The 19187-nt window shown below is 65.2% G+C and carries 16 protein-coding genes; 3 read left to right on the top strand and 13 right to left on the bottom strand.

Annotation, left to right across the window (positions count from 1 at the left end; translation table 11 throughout):
* Positions 1–27: 27 nt before the first annotated feature.
* From IB274_RS28915 to IB274_RS28870, 10 genes are all read right to left on the bottom strand, one after another.
* Positions 28–1029: an isocitrate/isopropylmalate dehydrogenase family protein gene (locus tag IB274_RS28915; protein WP_192436210.1), complete on the bottom strand. Its 1002-nt coding sequence runs from the start codon at positions 1027–1029 to the stop codon at positions 28–30.
* The gene (gene can / locus IB274_RS28910) at positions 1026–1670 is read right to left on the bottom strand and encodes a carbonate dehydratase (protein ID WP_192436209.1); all 645 of its coding nucleotides are present in this window, start codon (positions 1668–1670) and stop codon (positions 1026–1028) included. The genes IB274_RS28915 and can overlap by 4 nt, the downstream gene beginning before the upstream one ends.
* Before the next feature lie 64 nt (positions 1671–1734).
* A complete protein-coding gene (locus IB274_RS28905; protein WP_192436208.1) occupies positions 1735–2979 on the bottom strand; it encodes a C69 family dipeptidase in 1245 nt (414 codons plus the stop codon).
* Positions 2954–4342 (bottom strand): flavin monoamine oxidase family protein, encoded by a 1389-nt coding sequence (locus IB274_RS28900; RefSeq protein WP_192436207.1) that lies wholly within the window; start codon positions 4340–4342, stop codon positions 2954–2956. The genes IB274_RS28905 and IB274_RS28900 overlap by 26 nt, the downstream gene beginning before the upstream one ends.
* Before the next feature lie 325 nt (positions 4343–4667).
* Positions 4668–5120 carry a ribosomal protein S18-alanine N-acetyltransferase gene (gene rimI, locus IB274_RS28895; protein WP_192436206.1) on the bottom strand — a complete coding sequence of 151 codons (453 nt, stop codon included), beginning with the start codon at positions 5118–5120 and terminating at the stop codon, positions 4668–4670.
* Entirely contained in the window at positions 5117–5950 is an 834-nt protein-coding gene (locus IB274_RS28890; protein ID WP_192436205.1) for an energy transducer TonB, read from the bottom strand. Before IB274_RS28890 ends, rimI begins: the two co-directional genes overlap by 4 nt.
* Positions 5951–6065: 115 nt before the next feature.
* A complete protein-coding gene (locus IB274_RS28885) occupies positions 6066–6581 on the bottom strand; it encodes a DUF6160 family protein (RefSeq protein ID WP_318652927.1) in 516 nt (171 codons plus the stop codon).
* Between the two features lie 18 nt (positions 6582–6599).
* The gene (locus tag IB274_RS28880) at positions 6600–8168 is read right to left on the bottom strand and encodes a hypothetical protein (RefSeq protein ID WP_192436203.1); all 1569 of its coding nucleotides are present in this window, start codon (positions 8166–8168) and stop codon (positions 6600–6602) included.
* Position 8169: 1 nt separating this feature from the next.
* Positions 8170–9252, bottom strand: coding sequence for a hypothetical protein (locus IB274_RS28875; RefSeq protein ID WP_192436202.1), 1083 nt, complete (start codon positions 9250–9252; stop codon positions 8170–8172).
* 238 nt (positions 9253–9490) lie between these two features.
* Complete coding sequence (locus IB274_RS28870; protein ID WP_192436201.1) at positions 9491–10096, bottom strand: hypothetical protein; 606 nt, start codon at positions 10094–10096, stop codon at positions 9491–9493.
* Between the two features lie 217 nt (positions 10097–10313).
* Between IB274_RS28870 and mksB the strand changes: the two genes are divergently transcribed.
* Genes mksB through mksF form a run of 3 tightly spaced genes read left to right on the top strand, consistent with a single transcriptional unit; the run spans position 10314 to position 15182 of the window.
* On the top strand, positions 10314–11591 hold the full coding sequence (mksB, locus tag IB274_RS28865) for an Mks condensin complex protein MksB (RefSeq protein WP_192380904.1): 1278 nt from the start codon (positions 10314–10316) through the stop codon (positions 11589–11591).
* The gene (gene mksE, locus IB274_RS28860) at positions 11581–12351 is read left to right on the top strand and encodes an Mks condensin complex protein MksE (RefSeq protein WP_192436200.1); all 771 of its coding nucleotides are present in this window, start codon (positions 11581–11583) and stop codon (positions 12349–12351) included. The genes mksB and mksE overlap by 11 nt, the downstream gene beginning before the upstream one ends.
* The gene (gene mksF / locus IB274_RS28855) at positions 12348–15182 is read left to right on the top strand and encodes an Mks condensin complex protein MksF (protein ID WP_192436199.1); all 2835 of its coding nucleotides are present in this window, start codon (positions 12348–12350) and stop codon (positions 15180–15182) included. The genes mksE and mksF overlap by 4 nt, the downstream gene beginning before the upstream one ends.
* A 211-nt stretch (positions 15183–15393) precedes the next feature.
* Here the strand turns inward: mksF and IB274_RS28850 are convergent, their stop codons facing one another.
* From IB274_RS28850 to IB274_RS28840, 3 genes are read right to left on the bottom strand one after another with little or no spacing between them, the layout of a single operon-like run.
* Positions 15394–17694 carry a PqiB family protein gene (locus IB274_RS28850; protein ID WP_192436198.1) on the bottom strand — a complete coding sequence of 767 codons (2301 nt, stop codon included), beginning with the start codon at positions 17692–17694 and terminating at the stop codon, positions 15394–15396.
* A complete protein-coding gene (locus IB274_RS28845) occupies positions 17687–18307 on the bottom strand; it encodes a paraquat-inducible protein A (RefSeq protein ID WP_192436197.1) in 621 nt (206 codons plus the stop codon). Before IB274_RS28845 ends, IB274_RS28850 begins: the two co-directional genes overlap by 8 nt.
* Entirely contained in the window at positions 18294–18950 is a 657-nt protein-coding gene (locus IB274_RS28840) for a paraquat-inducible protein A (protein WP_192436196.1), read from the bottom strand. The genes IB274_RS28845 and IB274_RS28840 overlap by 14 nt, the downstream gene beginning before the upstream one ends.
* Positions 18951–19187: the final 237 nt, after the last annotated feature.

Raw genomic sequence — 19187 nt, 5'->3', positions numbered from 1 at the left:
GGCTGGCAGCGCTTCGCGCTCTGCTGCTCAGCCCAACCGCTGCATAACACCCTGCCCGATTACCCGCGTCGTCTCCCCGCCGAAATCCACACTCCCCTCCTCCTGCAAGAACGCATCCACCGCCCTATCGATCCGCTCCGCCAGTTCCGGCAGTTGCCAGTAGTGCCGCAGCAACATGCCGGCGCTGAGAATCGCGGCCAGAGGATTGGCGCGGCCGGAGCCGGCGATGTCTGGAGCGCTGCCATGGACAGGTTCGACCAGGGCGATGCCTGCGCCGAGGTTGAGCGAGGGTGCGAGACCGAGGCCGCCGCCCCAGTGGCTGGCGAGGTCGGAGAGGATGTCGCCGAAAAGGTTGGTGGTGACGATCAGGTCGAAGGCTTCCGGGCGTTCGACCAGTTGCAGGGCGGCGACGTCGACGAGGCGTTCGTCGAGCACGTCGCTCCAACCGTCTTCGGCCAGCACGGCGCGGCAGGTGTCACGGAACAGGCCGCAGGTGAGCGGCAGGATGTTGGCCTTGTGCACCAGGGTGATGCGCCTTGCCTGGCGAAAGCGGGCGAGCTCGGCGGCGCCAGCGGCGAGGCGCTCACAGGCGGCGCGGCTGATCACCCGTTCGGCGATGGCGACGCCGTCGGATTCCCAGTGTTCGCGGCCGCTGTAGAGGCCTTCGCTGTTTTCCCGCAGGACCAGCAGGTCGATGCCGGCGCGAGGCGATACAACCGGGCGGGAACGCACGGGCCGCAGATTGAGGTTCAGCGCCAGCATCTGGCGCAGGCTAAGGATGGCGCTGCGGTAGCCCTCGACCTTGTGGCTGGGAGAGGAAACGGCACCGAACAACCCCGCGCCGCAGGCGCGCAGGCATTCGTAAGTGGCGTCGGGAACGGAGGTGCCGTGGCGCTGGAAGCAGTCCCAGCCGGCTTCGGCTTCTTCTACCTGCAGGTCGGGCAGCAGACGTTGCAGCACCGCCACGGCGACGGGCACGACCTCGCGGCCGATGCCGTCACCGGGGATGACGCAAAGGCGTCGGCTCAAGACTGGCCGAGCGGGCGCAGGCGGTATTGCGGCGGCAGTTGCTCGAGGCCGCTGACGGTGACGTTGAGGTCCTTCCAGATACCGTCCTTGATGCCGTAGATGCAGCCGTGCACGGAGATCTTCTGGCCGCGGTGCCAGGCGTTCTGGACGATGCTGGTGTGGCTGACGTTGGCGACCTGCTGGATGACGTTGAGCTCGCAGAGGCGGTCGACGCGCTCCTCTTCCTTCTCGAACTGGCCGAGGTGGTCGCGGTATTCGTAGGCGAGGTCACGGATGGTGCGCAGCCAGCCGTCGATCAGACCGAGCTGGGTGTGGTGCAACGCGGCGCGCACGCCACCGCAGCCATAGTGGCCGGTGACCAGGATGTGCTTGACCTTGAGCACGTCGACGGCGAACTGAATGACCGACAGGCAGTTGAGGTCGGTGTGCAGCACGACGTTGGCGACGTTGCGGTGGACGAACAGCTCGCCGGGCAGCAGGCCGACGATCTGGTTGGACGGCACGCGCGCATCGGAGCAGCCGATCCACAGGTATTCGGGCGTTTGCTGGCGAGCCAGTTTGGCGAAGAAGTCGGGGTCTTCCTGCTTGATCGCTTCGGCCCAGCGGGCGTTGTTGTCGAACAGTTCCTGCAGCTCGCTCATGTCCGGCTCCTCATCATTTGGCTGGCGGCACCTTACGCAGCAAGGGCGTGACTGACAAGCCGCATCAGCGCACAGCGTTCAGCCGCCACCAGCGCGACGGGCGCGGCGCCTGCTGCAGCGCCAGCTGGTGCCAGGCGTCGTGCCAGGCCTGGCCTTCGGCGGCCAGGCGCGGCCAATCCAGCGTGCGCCGATCCAGGGCGCTGAGCAACTCGGTTTCCAGCCAGCCGTGACCGGCGCGCAAGGCGTCGGCGAAACCGGGGTCGACCAGGGCGCGCTGGTGCACCGTCTCGAAGCGCCACCACAGGGAATCTTCCACAGCGTCGCTTTCGCGGCTGAGCAGCCCTTCGCCGGCGCGCTCCTCGAAGCCCAGCGGCTGGAAGATCGACAGGCACGGCGCGGAGGTGCCGGTGGCGGCCAGGCGCGGGGCATCGGCGTCGAGCCGGGCGATGAGGCTGGCGGTGGTCTGCGAGGGGCGCCAGAAGCTGCCGGCGTGCAGGCAGATCTGCCGGTTGTCGTGCAGGTGGAAGCGGTGCCCGCGGTGGCCATGGCTGCGCAGCGCGACCACCAGCGCCAGCCAGTCTACCTGGGCTGGGCAGTGGGCGAGAAAGTCTTCGTTGAGCTGGCGGCGCTGGTGCGCACCCGCGATCCACGGCAGCACGCGGCCATCGAACGCGCGGGCGAAGTGGAAGTCGCCGCGGCCGTTCCAGCAGCCGAAGCGGCGCGCCTGGGTTTCCAGGTTGGAGCTGGCGAGGTCGTAGTCGTGGCCAAGGCTCAGGGCGTTGGAGATGGCCCAGCGTTCGACCTTCTTCGCCGCCCACAGGCGCCCGGCGGTCTCCAGCACCCAGGCTTCGTCGCGGTCGGCGATCAGGTAGCTGTTGTCGTAGCGCAGGCGTTTATTGCGGTAGCCGGCCGGGCCGCCCTGGCCGTGGCGTTCCAGCAATTCGGTGATCACCGCCAGGGCTTCGCGGGCGCTGCCGCCGCGCTCCAGGCCCAGGCGCAGCAGGTCCATGCCCAGCAGGGCTTCGCCGTCGCGCTCGGTCAGTTTGGTGAACACGGCTTCGTTGCCGATGGCCACGCCCTTGTCGTTGACGCCCATTTCCGCGCCCCACAGCCAGGCCGGCCGGCTGAGGATGACGCCGTGGCGATTGGCGGTCTGGGGGATCTCCAGGTAGCTGGTGCGCACCGTGGCCGCGCTGTCGCCGTGCACGGCCTCCAGGCGGATCAGGCGTTGCGCTTCGGCGGGCTCGCGGTCGCTGTTCTTGGCGAACCAGGTGGCCCCGCCGCTACGCAATACCAAGGTGTCGCACATAATCTTCCTCCCCGTGATCTTCCCGCGCGCCGAGCACTTCCCGCGCGGCGCGTTCCCCGGCCTCCACGGCCCCGTCGAAATAGCCCATCCAGCGCGTCGCCGTTTCGGTGCCGGCGAAGTGCAAGCGCCCGTATGGTTCGCGTAGGCGCGCCGCGCCGCTGCTCCACAGTCCGGGCGGGAACAGGGCGGCATAGCAGCCCCGGGCGAAGGGTTCCTCGGCCCAGGATTTATCCACGTAATCCACCGGCCGCAGCGCCTGTTCGCCGAAGTAGCGGGCGAAGCAGTCCAGCACCTGACCACGGCGGTCGCCGGCGGGCCTGGCGTTCCACTGCCGCGCCTCATCGCCTTCGATGAAGCCCAACAGCACGCCGCGCCCGGAGTCGGGGACGCTGTTATCGAAGGTCAGGCGTACCGGGCCGGTTTCGCTGGTGGCCTGGCCTGACAGGTTGCGCTCGCGCCAGAAGGGGTTGTCGTAAAGCGCCATGCACTTGATCACCGCGCCTTGCGGCAGGCGTTGCAGGAGCTGGTCGCGCCAGCTGGGCAGCAGCGGCTCCTGGGTGATGCGCAGCAGTTGCGTTGGCGGGATGGCGAAGATGACGTGGCTGGCCTGGTGCGTGCCGCGGTCAGTCACCAGCTCGACGCGGCTGCCGTCCTGGCGCACGGCGCGCACGGGTTCGCCGGTATGGACGTCGCCGATGCGCTCGGCCAGGGTCTCACTGATCCGCTGGGAGCCGCCCAGGATGCGGTCCTGCTGGGCGCCGCCTTCGACGCCGAGCACGGTGTCGAGGTTGGTGCCGCCGTGGATATAAAAGAGGACATGGAGAAACGAGAGGTCATGGGGACTCGCTGCAAACACGGCGCCGCACATCAGCTCGAAGACCTTGCGCCCGGTGGAGGTGCGCACGTTGCGCCGCAGCCACTCGGCGAAGGTGAGGCTGTCCCACTGGGGCGCCTTGGGATGCAGGCTGGGGTCGCCCAGCGGGATCTCCCGTGCCATGCGGTCCAGGCGCACATGAGCCTGAAGGACATCAAGCAGGACGTGTGGGGGAAACTTCGGAATGGTTCCGCGATACGGCCTGAGCCGGCCGCCAAAAAGAGTGAGGTTGTCGCCCTGGTTCCATTGCGGGTAGGTCGACAGACCGAGTTCGGTCAGCAGGGAAAGGATGCGCTCCTGGGTAGGGCCGACCCACTGGCCGCCCACCTCGACCACCTCGCCAGTGGCGAAGCGATGGTTGAGGGTACGTCCACCGACGCGCTTGTTGGCTTCGATCACTTTGACCCGTTGCCCGGCTTGCGCCAGACGCCAGGCCGCGGTCAGCCCCGAAATACCGGCGCCCACCACGATCACATCGCTGCGATTCATGTTTGCGACCTTATTTTCTTGTTGTTATTGGCTTAAGGGTAAGCCAGGAATTGCCCTCGGAAAAACCCGATCAGCCGGAAATTTCGCAGCTTTTGCTGGGGATTATCGTGCGGAGGCTCTAGCCTGGGAGATCCCGCTGCGGGGCGCGCCGAGTGGCCGGTGAGCGCTGAGCGCTGAGCGGGTGCGGGTTCGCGAGCAAGCTCGCTCCTACGAAGAGCGCATCGCCGAGCGTGCGATCTGGCCTGGATGAACGGGCACGAACGATGGGTATCGCTTCGCTCCACGCCATCCTACGGAGAGGTCAGGGCGAGACTTGTAGCGGCGCTCAATCGACCAGCGTGCAGGCCATCACCAGCGCATCTTCACGACCACCCACAGCCGGGTAGTAATCGCGGCGGCGGCCGATTTCGTTGAAGCCATAGCGCTCGTAGAGGCGGTAGGCGGGGCCGTTGGAGGCGCGGACTTCGAGGAAGCATTCCACGCCGCCCCTCTCCTGGGCGCGCTTCATCAGGTGTTCCAGCAACGCCAGCCCAAGGCCACGTCCCTGGCTTTCCGGCTTCACCGTAATGTTGAGCAGGTGCGCTTCATCGAGGATCAGCTGGATCACACCGTGGCCAACCTGCTGGCTGCCTTCGAACATCACCCAGCATTCGTAGCTCTTCAGGCCGTCGGCGAAGGTGCCGCGAGTCCAGGGGTGACTGAAGGCGGCGTATTCGATCTTGAGTACGGCATCGAGGTCCGCCTCGGTCATCGGGCGGAAGGAAACAGCGTCGCTCATGCAGGGGTCTGACTCATCCAGCGTTGCCGCACTCGGCGCATGGAGCGCCACAGGTCGGCTTTCAAAGTGGGTTCTTCGGCCAGGCGCTCGAGGCCCGGCAGCGCCCAGGCAACGCCCAGGCCTTCGACCTGCAACTCGCGCAGCAGGGATTCTTCATCGCCTTCGCCGGCGAAGCGCACGGCAGGCATACCGACCAGCCACAGGCAGGAGCACGGGGCGCCCTCCTCCAGCCGCGCGGCGACGAAACCCTGGACGAACTCGCGGGCGGCTTGCGGGCCCTGGTCCATGTTGCCGCGGGAGAACAGCGGCCAGCGTACAGGCTCGCCCATCAGTTGCGGGCTGTCCGGCAGGCCGGCGGCGCGCAGCAGGTCCTTCAGCAGCAGGTAGGCCGGGTCGCGGCTGGCCAGCGGCTCCCCGGTAGGCAATTCGACCAGCAGGATGCATTCGCCGGCGCGTAGGAGTTGCAGGGCGAAGCGCGGTGGCGGGGCGACTGGCGCGCGGACGGCCGGTTCGGCTTCCGCCTCGGTCGACTCTTCGGCCTTGACCGGCGCGGCCGCCTTGGCCTGGACACCGACCTTGGGCAGCAGGCGCGCGGCAATCGAGCCAGGTTCGCCGGCCATGACTGGCGCGGGCGCGGGGGCAGCAACCGGAGCAGCGGCCTCGCGTGCAGCCGCGGCGGGCGCAGCAGCCATGGGCTCGGCGACGATGGGCGCGGGGGTTTCCAGCAGCTCCGGGCGCGACGGTGCAGCGAACGGCAGCACCACGCGCGGCAGCCAGCTGGCGACCTGCATGGCGCCAAGGTAGGCGCGGCGACGGGCTTCTTCGATCAAGGGGCGTTTACCTGTGGGTGGTGCCTGCATGGGCAGGCCGACACGACGAGGCGGGATTGTCGCGTGAAACGCGTCGGGGGGAAAGGCCGGCGGGCGGAGAGCCTGTGCGTTTCGCTTACGGAGTGCCGAAGACGTAGACGTTGCCGGTGAGCTTGACCGCGCCGGTGGCCTGGTAGGTCAGCAGGTTGGTCTGCTGCAGGCCGCTGCCGGACACCTTGCCCTGATTGGCGCCGCCCAGGGTGAACTGCAGGTTGCTGGCGCTGGCGTTGGTCAGGCCGATCTTCATGGCCTGGCGGTTGAACAGCGCGCCGTCGCCGTTGAAGCCGTTGTTGATGGTCACCATGTCGATGGACATGCCGTCGAAGCTGAAGGTGCCCTTGATGTTGTCCAGCACGATGTAGCCGGTGCTGTTGAGCGGCTGGATCGCCAGGCGCGCACCGCAGCCGCCGGCGCAGCGGGTATCGGCAGTGTTGGCGGCGAGGTTGAAGTTGACGCTCAGGCTGACACCGTCCTGGCCGCTGACGTCGGCCATTTCGCTGTCGTCCAGGCCGCGCATCTCGCCGTGGACGGTCACGGCGGCCAGCAGCAACAGGGGGGCCAGGAGTCGGCTCGAAAGGCGTACGGTTTTCACGGCGAGTCTCCTCATGCGCTAGCGCGGCAGGTTCACGGTACGAACGTTCAGGTAGTCGATGCGCAGACCGCGAATAGCCTGGGAACCGACGTCGGTGCCGCTGATGTTCAGGTTGCCGATGCTGATATTGCTCTTCTGCACGTTCTGGTAGAAGGCGTCGTGATTGGCCCAGGTGACGCCCGGCGCGCTGAGCACCAGGTCGCCGTTGCTGGCCACCGAGAGCGTCGCCGGCTGGTAGTTGGCGTCGCCCAGGTTGAGGTCGAAGTAGACGTTCTTGGCCACCACCTTGTTGCTGTCGGCGCAGTTCTCGCAGCCGGCGATGATCAGCTTGTCGGCGTACATCTGCAGGCTCATGGAGGCCTTCAGGCCAGCGGCGTCGCCCCACAGGTTGAGGTAGGAGCCGTTGAGGGTGAAGTTCTCCAGGGCGATGGAGAAGAAGTCGGTGCGAGTGGTGGTAGCGCCAGCGCTGCCGTTGCTGTTGTAGGCGGTGCTGGGCAGGGTGAACTTGGTGGCGATGCCGATATCCAGGCCCTGGATGCGGGTGCCGGAGGAGTTCTGCATGGCGCCGGCCACCAGTTGCACCGTGGCGACGTTCTTTTCGGTACGGGTGATGGTGCCGCTGACGCAGGTGGTGGCACTACCGCCTTGTGTCCCGCAGAGCTGAACGAACTTGTCGTAGTCGCTGGCGCGCTGGCTCAGGGTGACGCCGTTGCGGGTGACGTTCCAGGCGGCACTGAGGTTCTGCTGCGCAGTCGTCAGGTCGGTGGCGCTGCTGTTATAGGCATCGACCGAGTTGTTGTAGTTCTTCACTGCCGTACTGTTATTGCAGGAAATGACGACGCCGCAATCGTACTTCTGACCAAGCTCAGGACGATTGGCGCAGAAGAGGCCGCAGATCTGCGCAGGCGCTTCGTTATATCGCGCGCTCATGCTGTTGTAGTTGGTCTTCACCGTGGCCTGAGCCGTATCGACCTGCGCCTCGCGCTGGGTGACGGTAGCCATGTCGGCGTCGATGCCGCTCTTGAGCGTCACCATGTTGTTCGAATAGGTGGTCAGCAGCGTGTCGCGCTGGGTCTTCAGGGCGCCCAGCTCGGCGTTGATCTTGTTGGTTGCCTGGGCCGGGTTGGTGCAACCGGCGTCGCCATACAGGCAGCCCTGGTAGTAGGACCAGAGGCCGAACTTGTGGGTGTCGTTGATCGGGTCGGTCCAGGTCGGCGTCATCAATTGCAGCGCCTCCTGGTTGGCCGGGATGTTCAGCCCCGCCTTGTACTTCACCGGGCCGAGGGTGAAGGGGTGCATGGGCGTGCCGAGGTAGGCCTTGGTGTCCAGCGTGCCGCGCTGGCTGCCGGCACCTTTTATATAGGCGCCGGTGATGTCCACCTGCACGTCCTGGTTGGCGCTGTTCTTCACCCCGGTGATCTTCGAGGTGGCCGTCGCCTGGTCGTAGCTGAAGCCATCGATGAAGAAGCCCAGGCCCGCGCCGCTGACCTCTTCCAACTGATCGTCATCCAGCGCCTTCATGCCCAGCGCCGGCAGACTGACCAGGCAACCGGCGAGGCAGGCGAATACCGTTGCGCGCCAGCTCATGTCAGCAGCCCGCCGCTTGCGCGCCCATGCAGGTCGGCTGCCGAGGCAGGCCGCGCAAGGCGTCGTAGAGGTTGATCAGGATCGGGTAGACCGCATCCGCGCCGCTGCCCACCTTCGGGAAGTTGGCGAAGGCGCCGGACTGGGTGTTGACGAAGTTGCCGGCGTTGGCCAGGTCCTGCCAGGGCACATTCTGGTTCTGCAGGGAGAAGAAGATGCCCTGGGCGCCGGTGTTGATATCGGTGGAGCCCGGCTTACCGATGTAGATGGTCTTGTAGTTGGTGAGGTCGAAACAGGTGGTCAGGCCCAGCGCCTGGCAGTTGTTGGTGGTCGACAGGGTCGGGATCAGCGCGGCGATCAGGCCACCGGCATCCGAATGCAGCGAGTCGCCCTTGGCGATACCGATCTGCTCGGCGCGGTTGATCGGCTGGCCGTTGATGGTGGCCTCGCCGGTGCCGGCCTTGAGCAGCACCACGTCGGCATAGACCGGGGTATCGCCGGCCACAGCCAGCGCCAGGCAGTTGATGATGTTCGGGCAGCCGTTGCGGGTGTAGTAGTCGTAGGCGATGGAGGCCGGGCCGTAGATCTGCCCCTGGAGGTTGCCGGTGATCGACAGGATGTCGCCGGAGAGATCGCCCTGCGCCTTGCCGAAGCCGACCCGCGCGCCCACCAGTTGACGCACGCCGTTGTTGGTCTGGAAGGCGAACTCGACGTAAGGGTCGCGGATTTGGAACGGCACCACCTTGGCATCGGGGGAGTTGGCGTTGTCGATCCGCCCCAGCGCGAAGTTGTTGATCAAGATGTCCGCCGGCTGGCCGGAAACGGTGGTAGACCCGGTGCGGCTGTAGTTGCCCAGGCTCAGTTGGTCGATGTTGGTCAGCAGGCTGACATCGGCGCCGAAGTTGAGCCGGGTGTACTGGTAGTTCTGGTAGGTGGACGCGTCGACGGTGAGCATCGCGCCCTGGCCGGAGATCGTGGACAGCTCTTCATCGTCCATCGACTGCATGCGTGCCTGGGCGGAAAAAGCCAGCAGGCCGCCGCAGAGCAAGGCAAGGGCACGCATGAGCGGACCGGAGGACTGACGCATGGCACTCTCCTTTCCCGGAGCCCTGTCGTGCAGGGCGCCTGTTGTTATTCGTCGGGCGTATCGAGTCAGCAAACAGGTCGAGACTCGGCGCCGTGATGCCACTATAGGAATTCACCCGCCACCGCGGGCCGACCCATAGTCGAGTAAATCGCTCCGAACGATAGACGAGGAAAGGAAAGTCCGGGCCGGGTTGTTACCCATCGTCACACCCGGGTGACAGCGTCGCGCCGGCGACGGCTCACTGGTGGCGGAAAAGGCCGATCAGGTGCTCGGCGATGGCGCCCTTGATGGCGTCCAGGTTCAGCCGCGAATGGGCCTGCAGCTTGTTGATGTTCAGGCGGTGCAGGTGCAGCGAAGGCATGCGCGCCTCGTACTCGCGCAGGTCGCCCTTCACCAGTACCGGCAGGAAGATGTCCCCACGCATGCGGTAACGGTTGATCAGCAGCTTCAGGCCGTCCTGGAACGGCAACTCCCGCGAGGCCACCAGCCGGTGCTCGCCGGGGATCTTCAGGTACAGGCCGCTATAACCCATGGTTTCGCCGGGCAGGATGTGGATACCGGTGGGCTCCACCGCGTCACCGGGAATATCGTGGAAGGTGTCGAACCAGGCCTGCTCGTCCGGGAGGATGGTGATGCCGCCTTCCTGGCTCTCCGGGATCACGAAGCTGTAGTTGCTATAGAGCTTCTCGACATACGACGAATAGATGCACAAGCGATTCTCGAAGCGCTGCAGGAAGGCGATGGCTTCGTTGCGATCGGTGATCGCATCCAGGTCCCAGTCGAGGTCGTCCTGGCGTTCCAGTTCGGCCCAACGAGCTTTGGCGAGTGCGGCGTCGTAGGTCATCTGCGTAAATCAGACTCTGATATCTAGGTCTCTGGTAAGGGCTTTGGCAAAAAACTTGCCAGAAAATTCAGCCATTTAGGCCCCATTTTCCGTGAGATGCGTCACACGGGCGCTGATGGTGCAGTCGCAAACTGACGCGTTTCGTCACCCTGTCGGCCAGGGGTAGGCCTTTGCAGTACAATCGCTCCCTTTGTTCATTCCGGGCCCAACCAAGCCGATGATCGACCCACGACGCGTACTACGCGCCCTCGCCGAACACTGGGTGCTGCTCGAGCCGCTGTGCGAGCGCTTCGACGCCGGCACCCTGAGCCTGGTGGAGCTGCGCATCCAGCTCACCAGCCAGTTGCCCGACAGCACCCCGGTGGACATCACCGCCCTGCTCGACCAGTGGGTCCGCCTGGACATCCTCGTCCCGGTGGCCAAGAGCCCCAACCGCTTCGAGCTGAACGCGCAGATTCACGACTTCCTCGCCTACCTGCGCCAGGAGCATCGCCTGGGCCTGTGCCTGGAGATCGAAGCCTACCTGCGCCACCTGGAGCGCCTGGCCGGCTACATCCGCGAGGCTTTCGAGGCGCGCGACGGCAACGACCTGGCACGCCAGCTGCGCCTGCTCGACATGCGCGTGCGCGACGTGCTGAAGAAGCTCGCCAACGACGAACAGGCACTGGTCGCCGTAGCCGAGCGGGCCAAGACCCAGGACCGGCAGATTCCGCTGCGCCAGCGCTACGCGGAAGTCCTCGCGACCTGGGACGAATACGTCGAGCCGATGATCCAGCTGGTCTCCGCCGACGGCGCATTCGAACAAGGCGTGCACCGCGTGGAACAGGTGCTGCTGCGCCTGCTCAGCGAACAGGCTCGCCTCGGCCAACTGGTGGACGACGATCAGTTGCTGCGCACCCACGCGCGCATCCTGGAAATGCAGACCACCGCCCAGCTCACCCTGCGCCGCGCCCGTGAGCTGCTGCTGCCGCTGCGCGAGGAAGCGCGCCGGCACAACGCGATCACCCGAGGTGCCGCCCTGGCGCTGTCGGTCATCCGCCGCAAGGGCATCGACGCCGTGCCGCAGGCCGCGCTGCCGATGTTCACCCGCCCGCAGAGCAACTTCCTCGGCACCGCCTCGCAGGTCGAGAGCTACGTCTTCGCCCTTGCCAGCTTCCAGCCCAAGCCGGCGCACTTCCCCAAGGCCAGCGGCAATCGCAAGAGCGACGGCCCGCAGCGCTCGCCGCGCACTGCCCGGGAAATGCTCGACCGCTGCCAGGCCGCGCTGCCGCTGCCGGACCTCATGCAATGGCTGCTGGAGCAGGAGCCCGAAGGCGCCACCGACGAGCTGCTCTACTGGTTCTCGCGCCTGTCGCGCGATGCCCGCTTCCAGCGCGATCGCCTCGATCGCCGCCAATACGACACTCTCCAGCACAGCGTCAGCCTGTGCTCCTTCGCCCTGATCGCCGGCTCGACCGCTGGCAAGGACAGCAAGAGCGAATCGCATGCAGATTAATCTCACCGAAATGACCCAGCTCGCGCCGATCTTCCGCGAGCTGTTCAAGGGCTTCCACATCAGCCGCCGCGACCCGGAGCTGTACAGCCAGCTGTCCAACCAGCAGGACGCCTACCGCGCGCTGTTCCGCAGCCTGGGCTACGAGCTGGTCTGCGATACCCGTGGCTTCTACTACTTCGTGCCCGAGCAGGTCGGCGCCCAGGTGAACAAGACCGCCCAGCGCCTGGCGCTGTTCACCTTCATCCTCGTCGAGCACCTCGCCGACCAGGGCCGCGACCCGCTGGCCGTCCTCGATGGCGGCAGCATCGGCCGCGACGAGCTGCTACCGCTGCTGGAGAAGTACCGCGACCTGTTCCTGCAGGCCGAGGTGACCACCCAGGAAGAACTGGAAGAGAAGGTCATGCGCCGCCTCACCCAGCTCGGCTTCGCCGCCGAGGACAACGGCGTGTACCGCTTCCTGCCGCCGATCCACCGTTTCCTCGACGTCTGCCTGTCGGTCCAGCAGGACCGCGACCTGGCCGCCAACCTGCACGCCAGCGAAATGCAGTTCACCGCCCCCGCGCTGATGGAAGACGACGACGAGCCGGTGGTGATCCTCGAAAGCTATACCGCCGATTCCGACGAAAAGATCGTTGCCATCAGCGCCCCCGTCGAGGCTGTTGAAGCTGCCGTCGAAGCCGCTATTGAAGAAGAAAGCGAAGAAAACGCCCTCGCCCGCGCCATCGCTGAAGAACAAGCCGACATGGAGCCCCAGGCATGACCCAGGAACGCTACGGCATCCGCCGCTTCGCCCTGCTCAACACCGCCGGCTACAGCCTCGGCATCTTCCCGCTGGAACAGCCGCTGTCGGTCTACGGCGCGAACAACCTGGGCAAGTCGGCGTCGATCAACGCGCTGCAGTTCCCGATCCTCGCACGCATGTCCGATATGAGCTTCGGCAAGTACAGCCTGGAAGCCTCGCGCAAGTTCTACTTCGCCACCGACACCAGCTACATCCTCGTCGAGCTGGACCTGCCCAACGGCCGCCATGTGATCGGCGTCGGCGGCCGCGGTCCGGGCGGCGGCTTCGGCCACCAGTTCTTCGCCTATCAGGGCGAGCTGGACCTGGAGCACTACCAGAAGAATGGCACCTGCCTGCGCCTGCGCGAGCTGTACGCCAACCTTGAGCGCGAGGGCATCAAGTCCTACGAGGTCAAGCCCGACGAGCTGCGTCGCCTGCTGGTTGGCGGCCACACCTCGATCCCGCTGGACCTGACCCTGATCCCGCTGCGCTCCACCAGTGAACAGAGCCTGAAGACTTTCCGTTCGCTGTTCATCAATCTGCTGCACATGCGCGAGATCACCGCCGCCAAACTCAAGCAGCTGTTCCTCGACGCCTTCGAGCACAGCCTGCGCTCGGGAAGCGTCGACTACATCGCCGCCTGCGAGGAAGCCTTCCGCGACGTGCGCCGCATGGAGGGTGACTATCAGGCCCTGGTCGCCGCCGGCCCGCTGGTCGAGGCCCTGGCCAACGGCGTGCAGCAGCGCGAACTGCTGCGCGGCAAGATGCACCGCCTCTCGCCGCTGCTGGATAACCTGCTGGGCACCTGGGAAGACTATTCCGGCGCGCGCAAGGAAGAGCTGGTCATCCAGTCCGAGCACTACCGCCGCGAGCAGGACGGTCTACAGAACGAACAGCGCGGCAGCACCGCCGAACTGATGCGCCTGGAGCGCGAGATCAGCGAAATCCAGCGCTGGATGGGCGAACTGGCCGTGCTGAAGAACCGCTTCGCGCTGGTCGACGACGTCAAGGTGCTGGAGCAGCAGTTGCTCGCCGCCAAGGACGCCCACGACGAACTGGCCGGCGCCCTGGCGCACTCCCGGCAGTTCTCCAGCGAAGACCTGGAAGAGCGCATGCGCGACCTGGAGAAGCGCCTGAAAGGCGTTCGCCAGCAGCTCGAACATGCCGACAACAACAGCTATGCCCGCCTGCGCGAGGAGTTCTCCCAGCAGGACGTCGAGCGCCTGATGCGCCTGTTCAACGGCGCGCTGTTCAGCCTGCCGCTGGGCGACAAGGGTGTGGACCTGGATGAGGCCGGCCAGTGGGTAGGCAGTGTCGAGAAGATCCTCGATGCCTTCAAGGGCGAGCGCTTCGAAGTGCCCGGCCTGACCATCGAGCTCTCCACCATCGAGCCGCCGGCCCTGCAGGCCCTGGCCGACCGCGCCGCCCTGCGCGACCAGAAGGAGCGCCTGGAGAAGGAGCTCAAGCAGCTCAAGACCCAACAAGCCGTGGCCGCCGACCGCAACGCCAGCAAGGCGCAGGCGGACAAGTTCTACCAGGACGTACTCGACGCGCAGAAGGCGCTGGAAGACTTCCGCCGCAGCCAGACCCTGAATGCCGAGGAACCGGGCAAGCTGGAACAGCTCGCCCAGCTGGAGGCCACTCAGGACGAACTCAAGCGCTCCGCCGACGCCTTCACCGAACGTGTCCAGCAGCTCTCCGCCAAGCTGCAGCTGATCGGCCGCCAGTTGGCCGACATGGAAGCCAAGCAACGCACCCTCGACGACGCCCTGCGCCGTCGCCAGTTGCTGCCGGCCAACCTGCCCTTCGGCATCCCGTTCATGGACCCGGTCGACGACTCCATGGACAACCTGCTGCCGCTGCTCAACGACTACCAGGACACCTGGCAATCGCTGCAGCGCGTGGACGGCCAGATCGAGGCGCTGTACGCCCAGGTGCGCCTGAAGGGCGTGGCCAAGTTCGACAGCGAGGATGATCCGGAGCGTCGTCTGCAACTGCTGATCAACGCCTACGCGCACCGCACCGACGAGGCCCTGACCCTGGCCAAGGCCAGACGTGCAGCGGTCACTGACATCGCCCGTACCCTGCGCAATATCCGCAGTGACTACGACAACCTCGAACATCAGCTGGCGCTGTTCAACCGCGAGATCAACAAGCGCCAGGTGTCGAACCTGCAGAGCTTCCGCATCGTGCTGGCGCCGAACAAGGACGCGCTCAAGCACATCGACCAGATCATCCACAGCGCCGGCCAGTACGAAGAAGGCGAGAACCTCTCGGTCTTCGACCTGACCCAGAGCGCCGAGCAGGATGCGAAGAACGAGGAAGCCAAGGACTACCTGTCGCGCCTGGTGGCGGCGAACAACAACCAGCTCGGCCTGAAGGACCTGTTCGAGCTGGCGTTCGAGATCACCAAGATGGGCGGCCAGCCGATCATGCACACCGACATCGACGGCGCGGCATCCAACGGCACCACCATGACCATCAAGGCGCTGACCAACATGTACCTGTTGCTGCACCTGATGGACCGCGAACAGGCCGGCCGCATCCGCCTCCCCTACTACCTCGACGAGGCAGCGGACATCGACGAACGCAACCAGTCGGCGCTGCTGGAGACCAGCCTGCAACTGGGCTTCGTGCCGATCCTGGCGAGCGTGAAGCCGCAGGTCTCGGCCCAGGTGGCCATCGACCTGGAAGGCGGCAGCGGCCCCAACGGCATCTACATCGACGAAGCGGACTGGAAGTACATCCGCCGTCGTGACACCGAAAAGGCTGCGCACAACGATGTGGAAGCCAGCGCCGAGCCGGCGTGATGCTCCTGCAGCGATGAAGAAAATGGCCCGCGATGCGGGGCTTTTTCCTGTGGGCTCTTCGTAGGAGCGAGCTTGCTCGCGAACGGATTCCTGCTGGCCTTCGGTGTCATGCGGTTCGCGAGCAAGCTCGCTCCTACAGGGGAATCCGCTCGGGTCTCTGAAATGAAAAAGGGCCGCATCTTTCGCGGCCCTTTTCCTCGTCGACGCTAACTCATTGCGCCTTGCCCAGCGGAATCTTCGGCGCCCAGTCCAGCCACTCGTCGTTGGCCTCGTCGAACAGCGCGAAGGTCTGTCCTGACTTGGCCGGCGAGCCCATCTCGGCATTGTTCGGCGTGGCGAAGGCTACGCCCCCGGCAAGGATGGTCTCCATCGACTCGGTCCGCACCTTCACCCCCTTGAACAGGCCGGCGTCCACCCCGAACCCGCTGGTATTCCAGAACCGGCTACCGGTGCGCACCAACGCGGCGTAGCGCGGCTCGATAAGGATGTGGATCAACACGCGGTCGGCCGTTTCGCCCAGCTCGAAGGACGTCACCTTGCCTACCTGTACCTCGCGGTAGGTCACCGGCACACCAGTCTTGAGCGAGCCGCGACGGGCTGCACTCAGGGTCAGACGCAGGCCATCGGCATCCAGCAGGCGGTTCGGCTCGCCCCCCAGCAGGCTGAAGCTGGTTTGCTCCTGGCTGGGCTTGGGCGCCGGCAGCACCTCGATGTATTGGCCGCTGACAATGGTGCCGAGGTTGCTGACGCCGGACAGCCCAACCTGCGGTCCCACCACCCAGAACCGGCTTCCCTGGCGAGCGATGCGGTCTGCCCCACGGGTAAGGCGCGCCTTCAGTTGCACGCTCTGCAGATCCTTGCTCAGCTCCACCTGCTCCACGCGGCCAACTTCCAGGCCCTTGTAGCGCAGGACGGTGCCCTCTTTGAGGCCGTCGGCGGTGTCGGCACGCAGCTCGATCATCTGGCCCTTCAGGTGGGCATCGTCCTCGCTGTCGAAGAGGGCGAAGCGACGCACCTTGGTGATCGGCGGCGCCTTCGGGTCGGGTGTATCGAAGGCGATGCCGCCGGCCAGCAGGGTCTGCAGCGACTCACTCTTCAGCTTGATCCCGTCCAGCCCGCCGCTGATGGTGACGCCGCTGATATTCCAGAAGCGCGAGGAGGTGTTCACCAGCTTGGCGTATTCCGGCTCGATGTGGACACCGATGACCAGCCGCGTCGGATCGCGCCGGGACAGCTGGTAGCTCTGCACGCTGCCCACTTTCATCTGGCGATAGAGAATCGGCGTGCCGACTTCCAGCGAGCCCAGCTGGTCCGTGGTCAGCACCAGATGCAGACCGGGAGAATCGAGGTTGAGCGGCGGGGCTTTCGGGCGGATGACGAAGTCACGAGTCGGCTCACCATCGCTGGCGAAGCGCACGTTGAGGTAGTTGCCCTTCACCAGGGCCTCAAGACCGGTGATACCAGCCAGCGAGATGCTCGGCTTGACCATCCAGAACTCGGTCTTGCTGTTGAGGAACTCCTCGGTGCGTGGGTCCATGGACAGGGTGGCAGTGGCGCCGTTGAAGTCCTTGTCCATGTCGATGCTCTTCACGGTGCCGACCTCGACGCCGTTGTACATCACCGGCGTACTGCCGGGAGTCAGGCCGCTGACGTCACTGACCTTCACCTTCACCGCGAGCCCTGCCTGGGCGGCATCGAAGTCCTCATAAAGGCGGAAGGGCTTGGTGGGATCGGTGGGCGGGCTGTCCGCATAGTTCTCCGGCGTCGCAAAGGCGATACCGCCGGCGGCGATGCTCGCCAGGGATTCGGTGCGCAGCTTGAGACCACTCAGGCTGCCGGACAGGGTGATACCGCTGGCGTTCCAGAAGCGCGTGTGCTTGCGCACCAGGTTCGCGTAGGCCGGCTCGATGTGGATCTTCACCTCGATGGTCTTCTGGTCCTCGGCCAACTGGTAGCTCTTCACCTGGCCGACCTGGATCTGCCGGTAATAGATCGGGCTGCCCTGCTCCAGGGAACCCAGCCGATCAGCCTTCAGTGTCAGGTGCAGGCCAGGCAAGCTGTCGGAAAGCGGTGGCGGCTCCTTCAGCGCGACGAAATCCTTCTGCTGTTCGCCCTTCACCGGGTCGATGGCGATGTAGTTACCGGAAACCAGCGTCTCCAGACCGGTGACACCCGCGATGGAAACCCTCGGCTTGACCAGCCAGAAGCGCGTACTCTTGCTCAGGTATTCTCCGGCCTCCTTGCGCATTTCCACGACGGCGATCACGCCCAGGGTCGGCTTGTTGACGTGCATGTCTACGACCTTGCCGACGCCGATGCCCTTGAAGATTACTTCGGTCTTGTTGGCCTGGATGCCCTCGCCGCTTTCGAACTGGATCTGGATCATGATTCCCGCCTGGTCGTAGGCACGCCACGCAAGCCAGGCTCCGATCGCCAGCGCGATCAGCGGGAGAATCCAGATAGCCGACCAGTTCGTGGTCTTGCGCATCTTCGGTGTGGGGAGGTCACTCATCGTCGTCTTCCGCGTCCGTGTTATCCCAGATCAGCCGGGGATCGAAAGTCACTGCGGCCAGCATGGTGAGGACCACCACGCTGGCAAAGGCGGCCGCACCGAGATTTGCCTCGATGCTGGCTAGGTTTCCGAAGCTCACCAGCGTCACCAGGATCGCGATGACGAAGATGTCGAGCATCGACCAGCGGCCGATCCACTCGATGAAGCGATACATCACATTGCGCTGCAGCGCGGAAAGCGGCTGACGCCGCTGCACTGAATAGAGCAGCAGGGCAATGCCCACCAGCTTGAAGGTGGGCACCAGAATACTGGCGATGAACACCACGGCGGCGATAGGCACCATGTCCGCATTGATCAGCTCGACCACGCCTTCCATGATCGTCGCCGGCATGCCATTGCCGAGGAAGTTCACCGTCATGATCGGCAACAGGTTGGCAGGGATGTAGAGGATCGCAGCAGTGATCAGCAAGGCCCAGGTGCGGACGATGCTGTTGGGCCGACGTTCATGCACCACCGCCCCGCAACGGCTGCAATGGGTCTCGCCGTCCTCTGCCCGGCGGTTGAGCTGGTGACATTCGCCACAGACCAGGATGCCCGCATCAATGGCTCGCATCGTGGAACTCCCCCGACAGTTCGCTCCAGACCTGGTGGTGGGACATGGTGACTTCCAGCCAGACCTGCGTGAACAGCAGGCCAACGAAGCACGCCAGGCCGACGCTCACATGCAGCTCTGCCATGCCGATCAGTTTGACGATGGAAACGAGGATGCCCATCAGGTACACCTCGAGCATTCCCCACTCACGCAGGTGCTGGTAGCCGCGCAGCAGCAACATGCCCTGGTCGCGCAACGCCGGGTAGCGGATGGAGACCAGCACGAACAGCTGGCAGAGCAGCTTGGCCAGCGGGATCACCATGCTGCAGAGGAAGACCAGGAAGGCGACGCCCGCCATATTCGAATGATACAGGCCGACGACACCACTCCAGACCGTATCCATGCTGGTCTGCCCCAGGATGGTGATGTGCATGATCGGCAGGAAGTTCGCCGGGATATACAGGATCAACGCCGTCAACACCAACGCCAGCGCACGGCGGACCATATGGGGGCGGTGGATTTCCAGTTCATATCCGCAGCGCGGGCAAACGGAGCGGTGCCCGAGGGAAACGGGCTCGCGGCGCATCAGCAGGTCGCACTCGTGGCAAGCCGTCAGCTCTTCCAGAGGCAGGTCCTGCAAGGCGTGTCCTTCGATGTGGGGCATGTAGGAACTCAGGGGAAATTAGAAAGCTATTGTAGACGACGCAACCGCCCATCCGGTGCCCGAACACTGCCTCGAATTTCATGGAGAACCGCGGCTGCAAAAATAGCGCGCGCAAAAGCAAAACCCCCGGCCAGCGAAGCTGACCAGGGGTCTTGGGATAGGAGCTTGACGATGACCTACTCTCACATGGAGAAACTCCACACTACCATCGGCGATGCGTCGTTTCACTACTGAGTT

It is taken from the genome of Pseudomonas sp. PDM18, assembly GCF_014852585.1.
Taxonomy (GTDB): Bacteria; Pseudomonadota; Gammaproteobacteria; order Pseudomonadales; family Pseudomonadaceae; genus Pseudomonas.
Note: the sequence above shows the minus strand (reverse complement) of the source record. Positions and strands in the feature narration are given on the sequence as shown.

What these genes read in the sequence shown, in the direction of transcription:
- can (WP_192436209.1), bottom strand. Translation starts at nt 1,670, where the DNA reads ATGAGCGAGCTGCAGGAACTGTTCGACAACAACGCCCGCTGGGCCGAA.
- IB274_RS28905 (WP_192436208.1), bottom strand. Translation starts at nt 2,979, where the DNA reads ATGTGCGACACCTTGGTATTGCGTAGCGGCGGGGCCACCTGGTTCGCC.
- IB274_RS28900 (WP_192436207.1), bottom strand. Translation starts at nt 4,342, where the DNA reads ATGAATCGCAGCGATGTGATCGTGGTGGGCGCCGGTATTTCGGGGCTG.
- rimI (WP_192436206.1), bottom strand. Translation starts at nt 5,120, where the DNA reads ATGAGCGACGCTGTTTCCTTCCGCCCGATGACCGAGGCGGACCTCGAT.
- IB274_RS28880 (WP_192436203.1), bottom strand. Translation starts at nt 8,168, where the DNA reads ATGAGCTGGCGCGCAACGGTATTCGCCTGCCTCGCCGGTTGCCTGGTC.
- IB274_RS28875 (WP_192436202.1), bottom strand. Translation starts at nt 9,252, where the DNA reads ATGCGTCAGTCCTCCGGTCCGCTCATGCGTGCCCTTGCCTTGCTCTGC.
- IB274_RS28870 (WP_192436201.1), bottom strand. Translation starts at nt 10,096, where the DNA reads ATGACCTACGACGCCGCACTCGCCAAAGCTCGTTGGGCCGAACTGGAA.
- mksB (WP_192380904.1), top strand. Translation starts at nt 10,314, where the DNA reads ATGATCGACCCACGACGCGTACTACGCGCCCTCGCCGAACACTGGGTG.
- mksE (WP_192436200.1), top strand. Translation starts at nt 11,581, where the DNA reads ATGCAGATTAATCTCACCGAAATGACCCAGCTCGCGCCGATCTTCCGC.
- mksF (WP_192436199.1), top strand. Translation starts at nt 12,348, where the DNA reads ATGACCCAGGAACGCTACGGCATCCGCCGCTTCGCCCTGCTCAACACC.
- IB274_RS28850 (WP_192436198.1), bottom strand. Translation starts at nt 17,694, where the DNA reads ATGAGTGACCTCCCCACACCGAAGATGCGCAAGACCACGAACTGGTCG.
- IB274_RS28845 (WP_192436197.1), bottom strand. Translation starts at nt 18,307, where the DNA reads ATGCGAGCCATTGATGCGGGCATCCTGGTCTGTGGCGAATGTCACCAG.
- IB274_RS28840 (WP_192436196.1), bottom strand. Translation starts at nt 18,950, where the DNA reads ATGCCCCACATCGAAGGACACGCCTTGCAGGACCTGCCTCTGGAAGAG.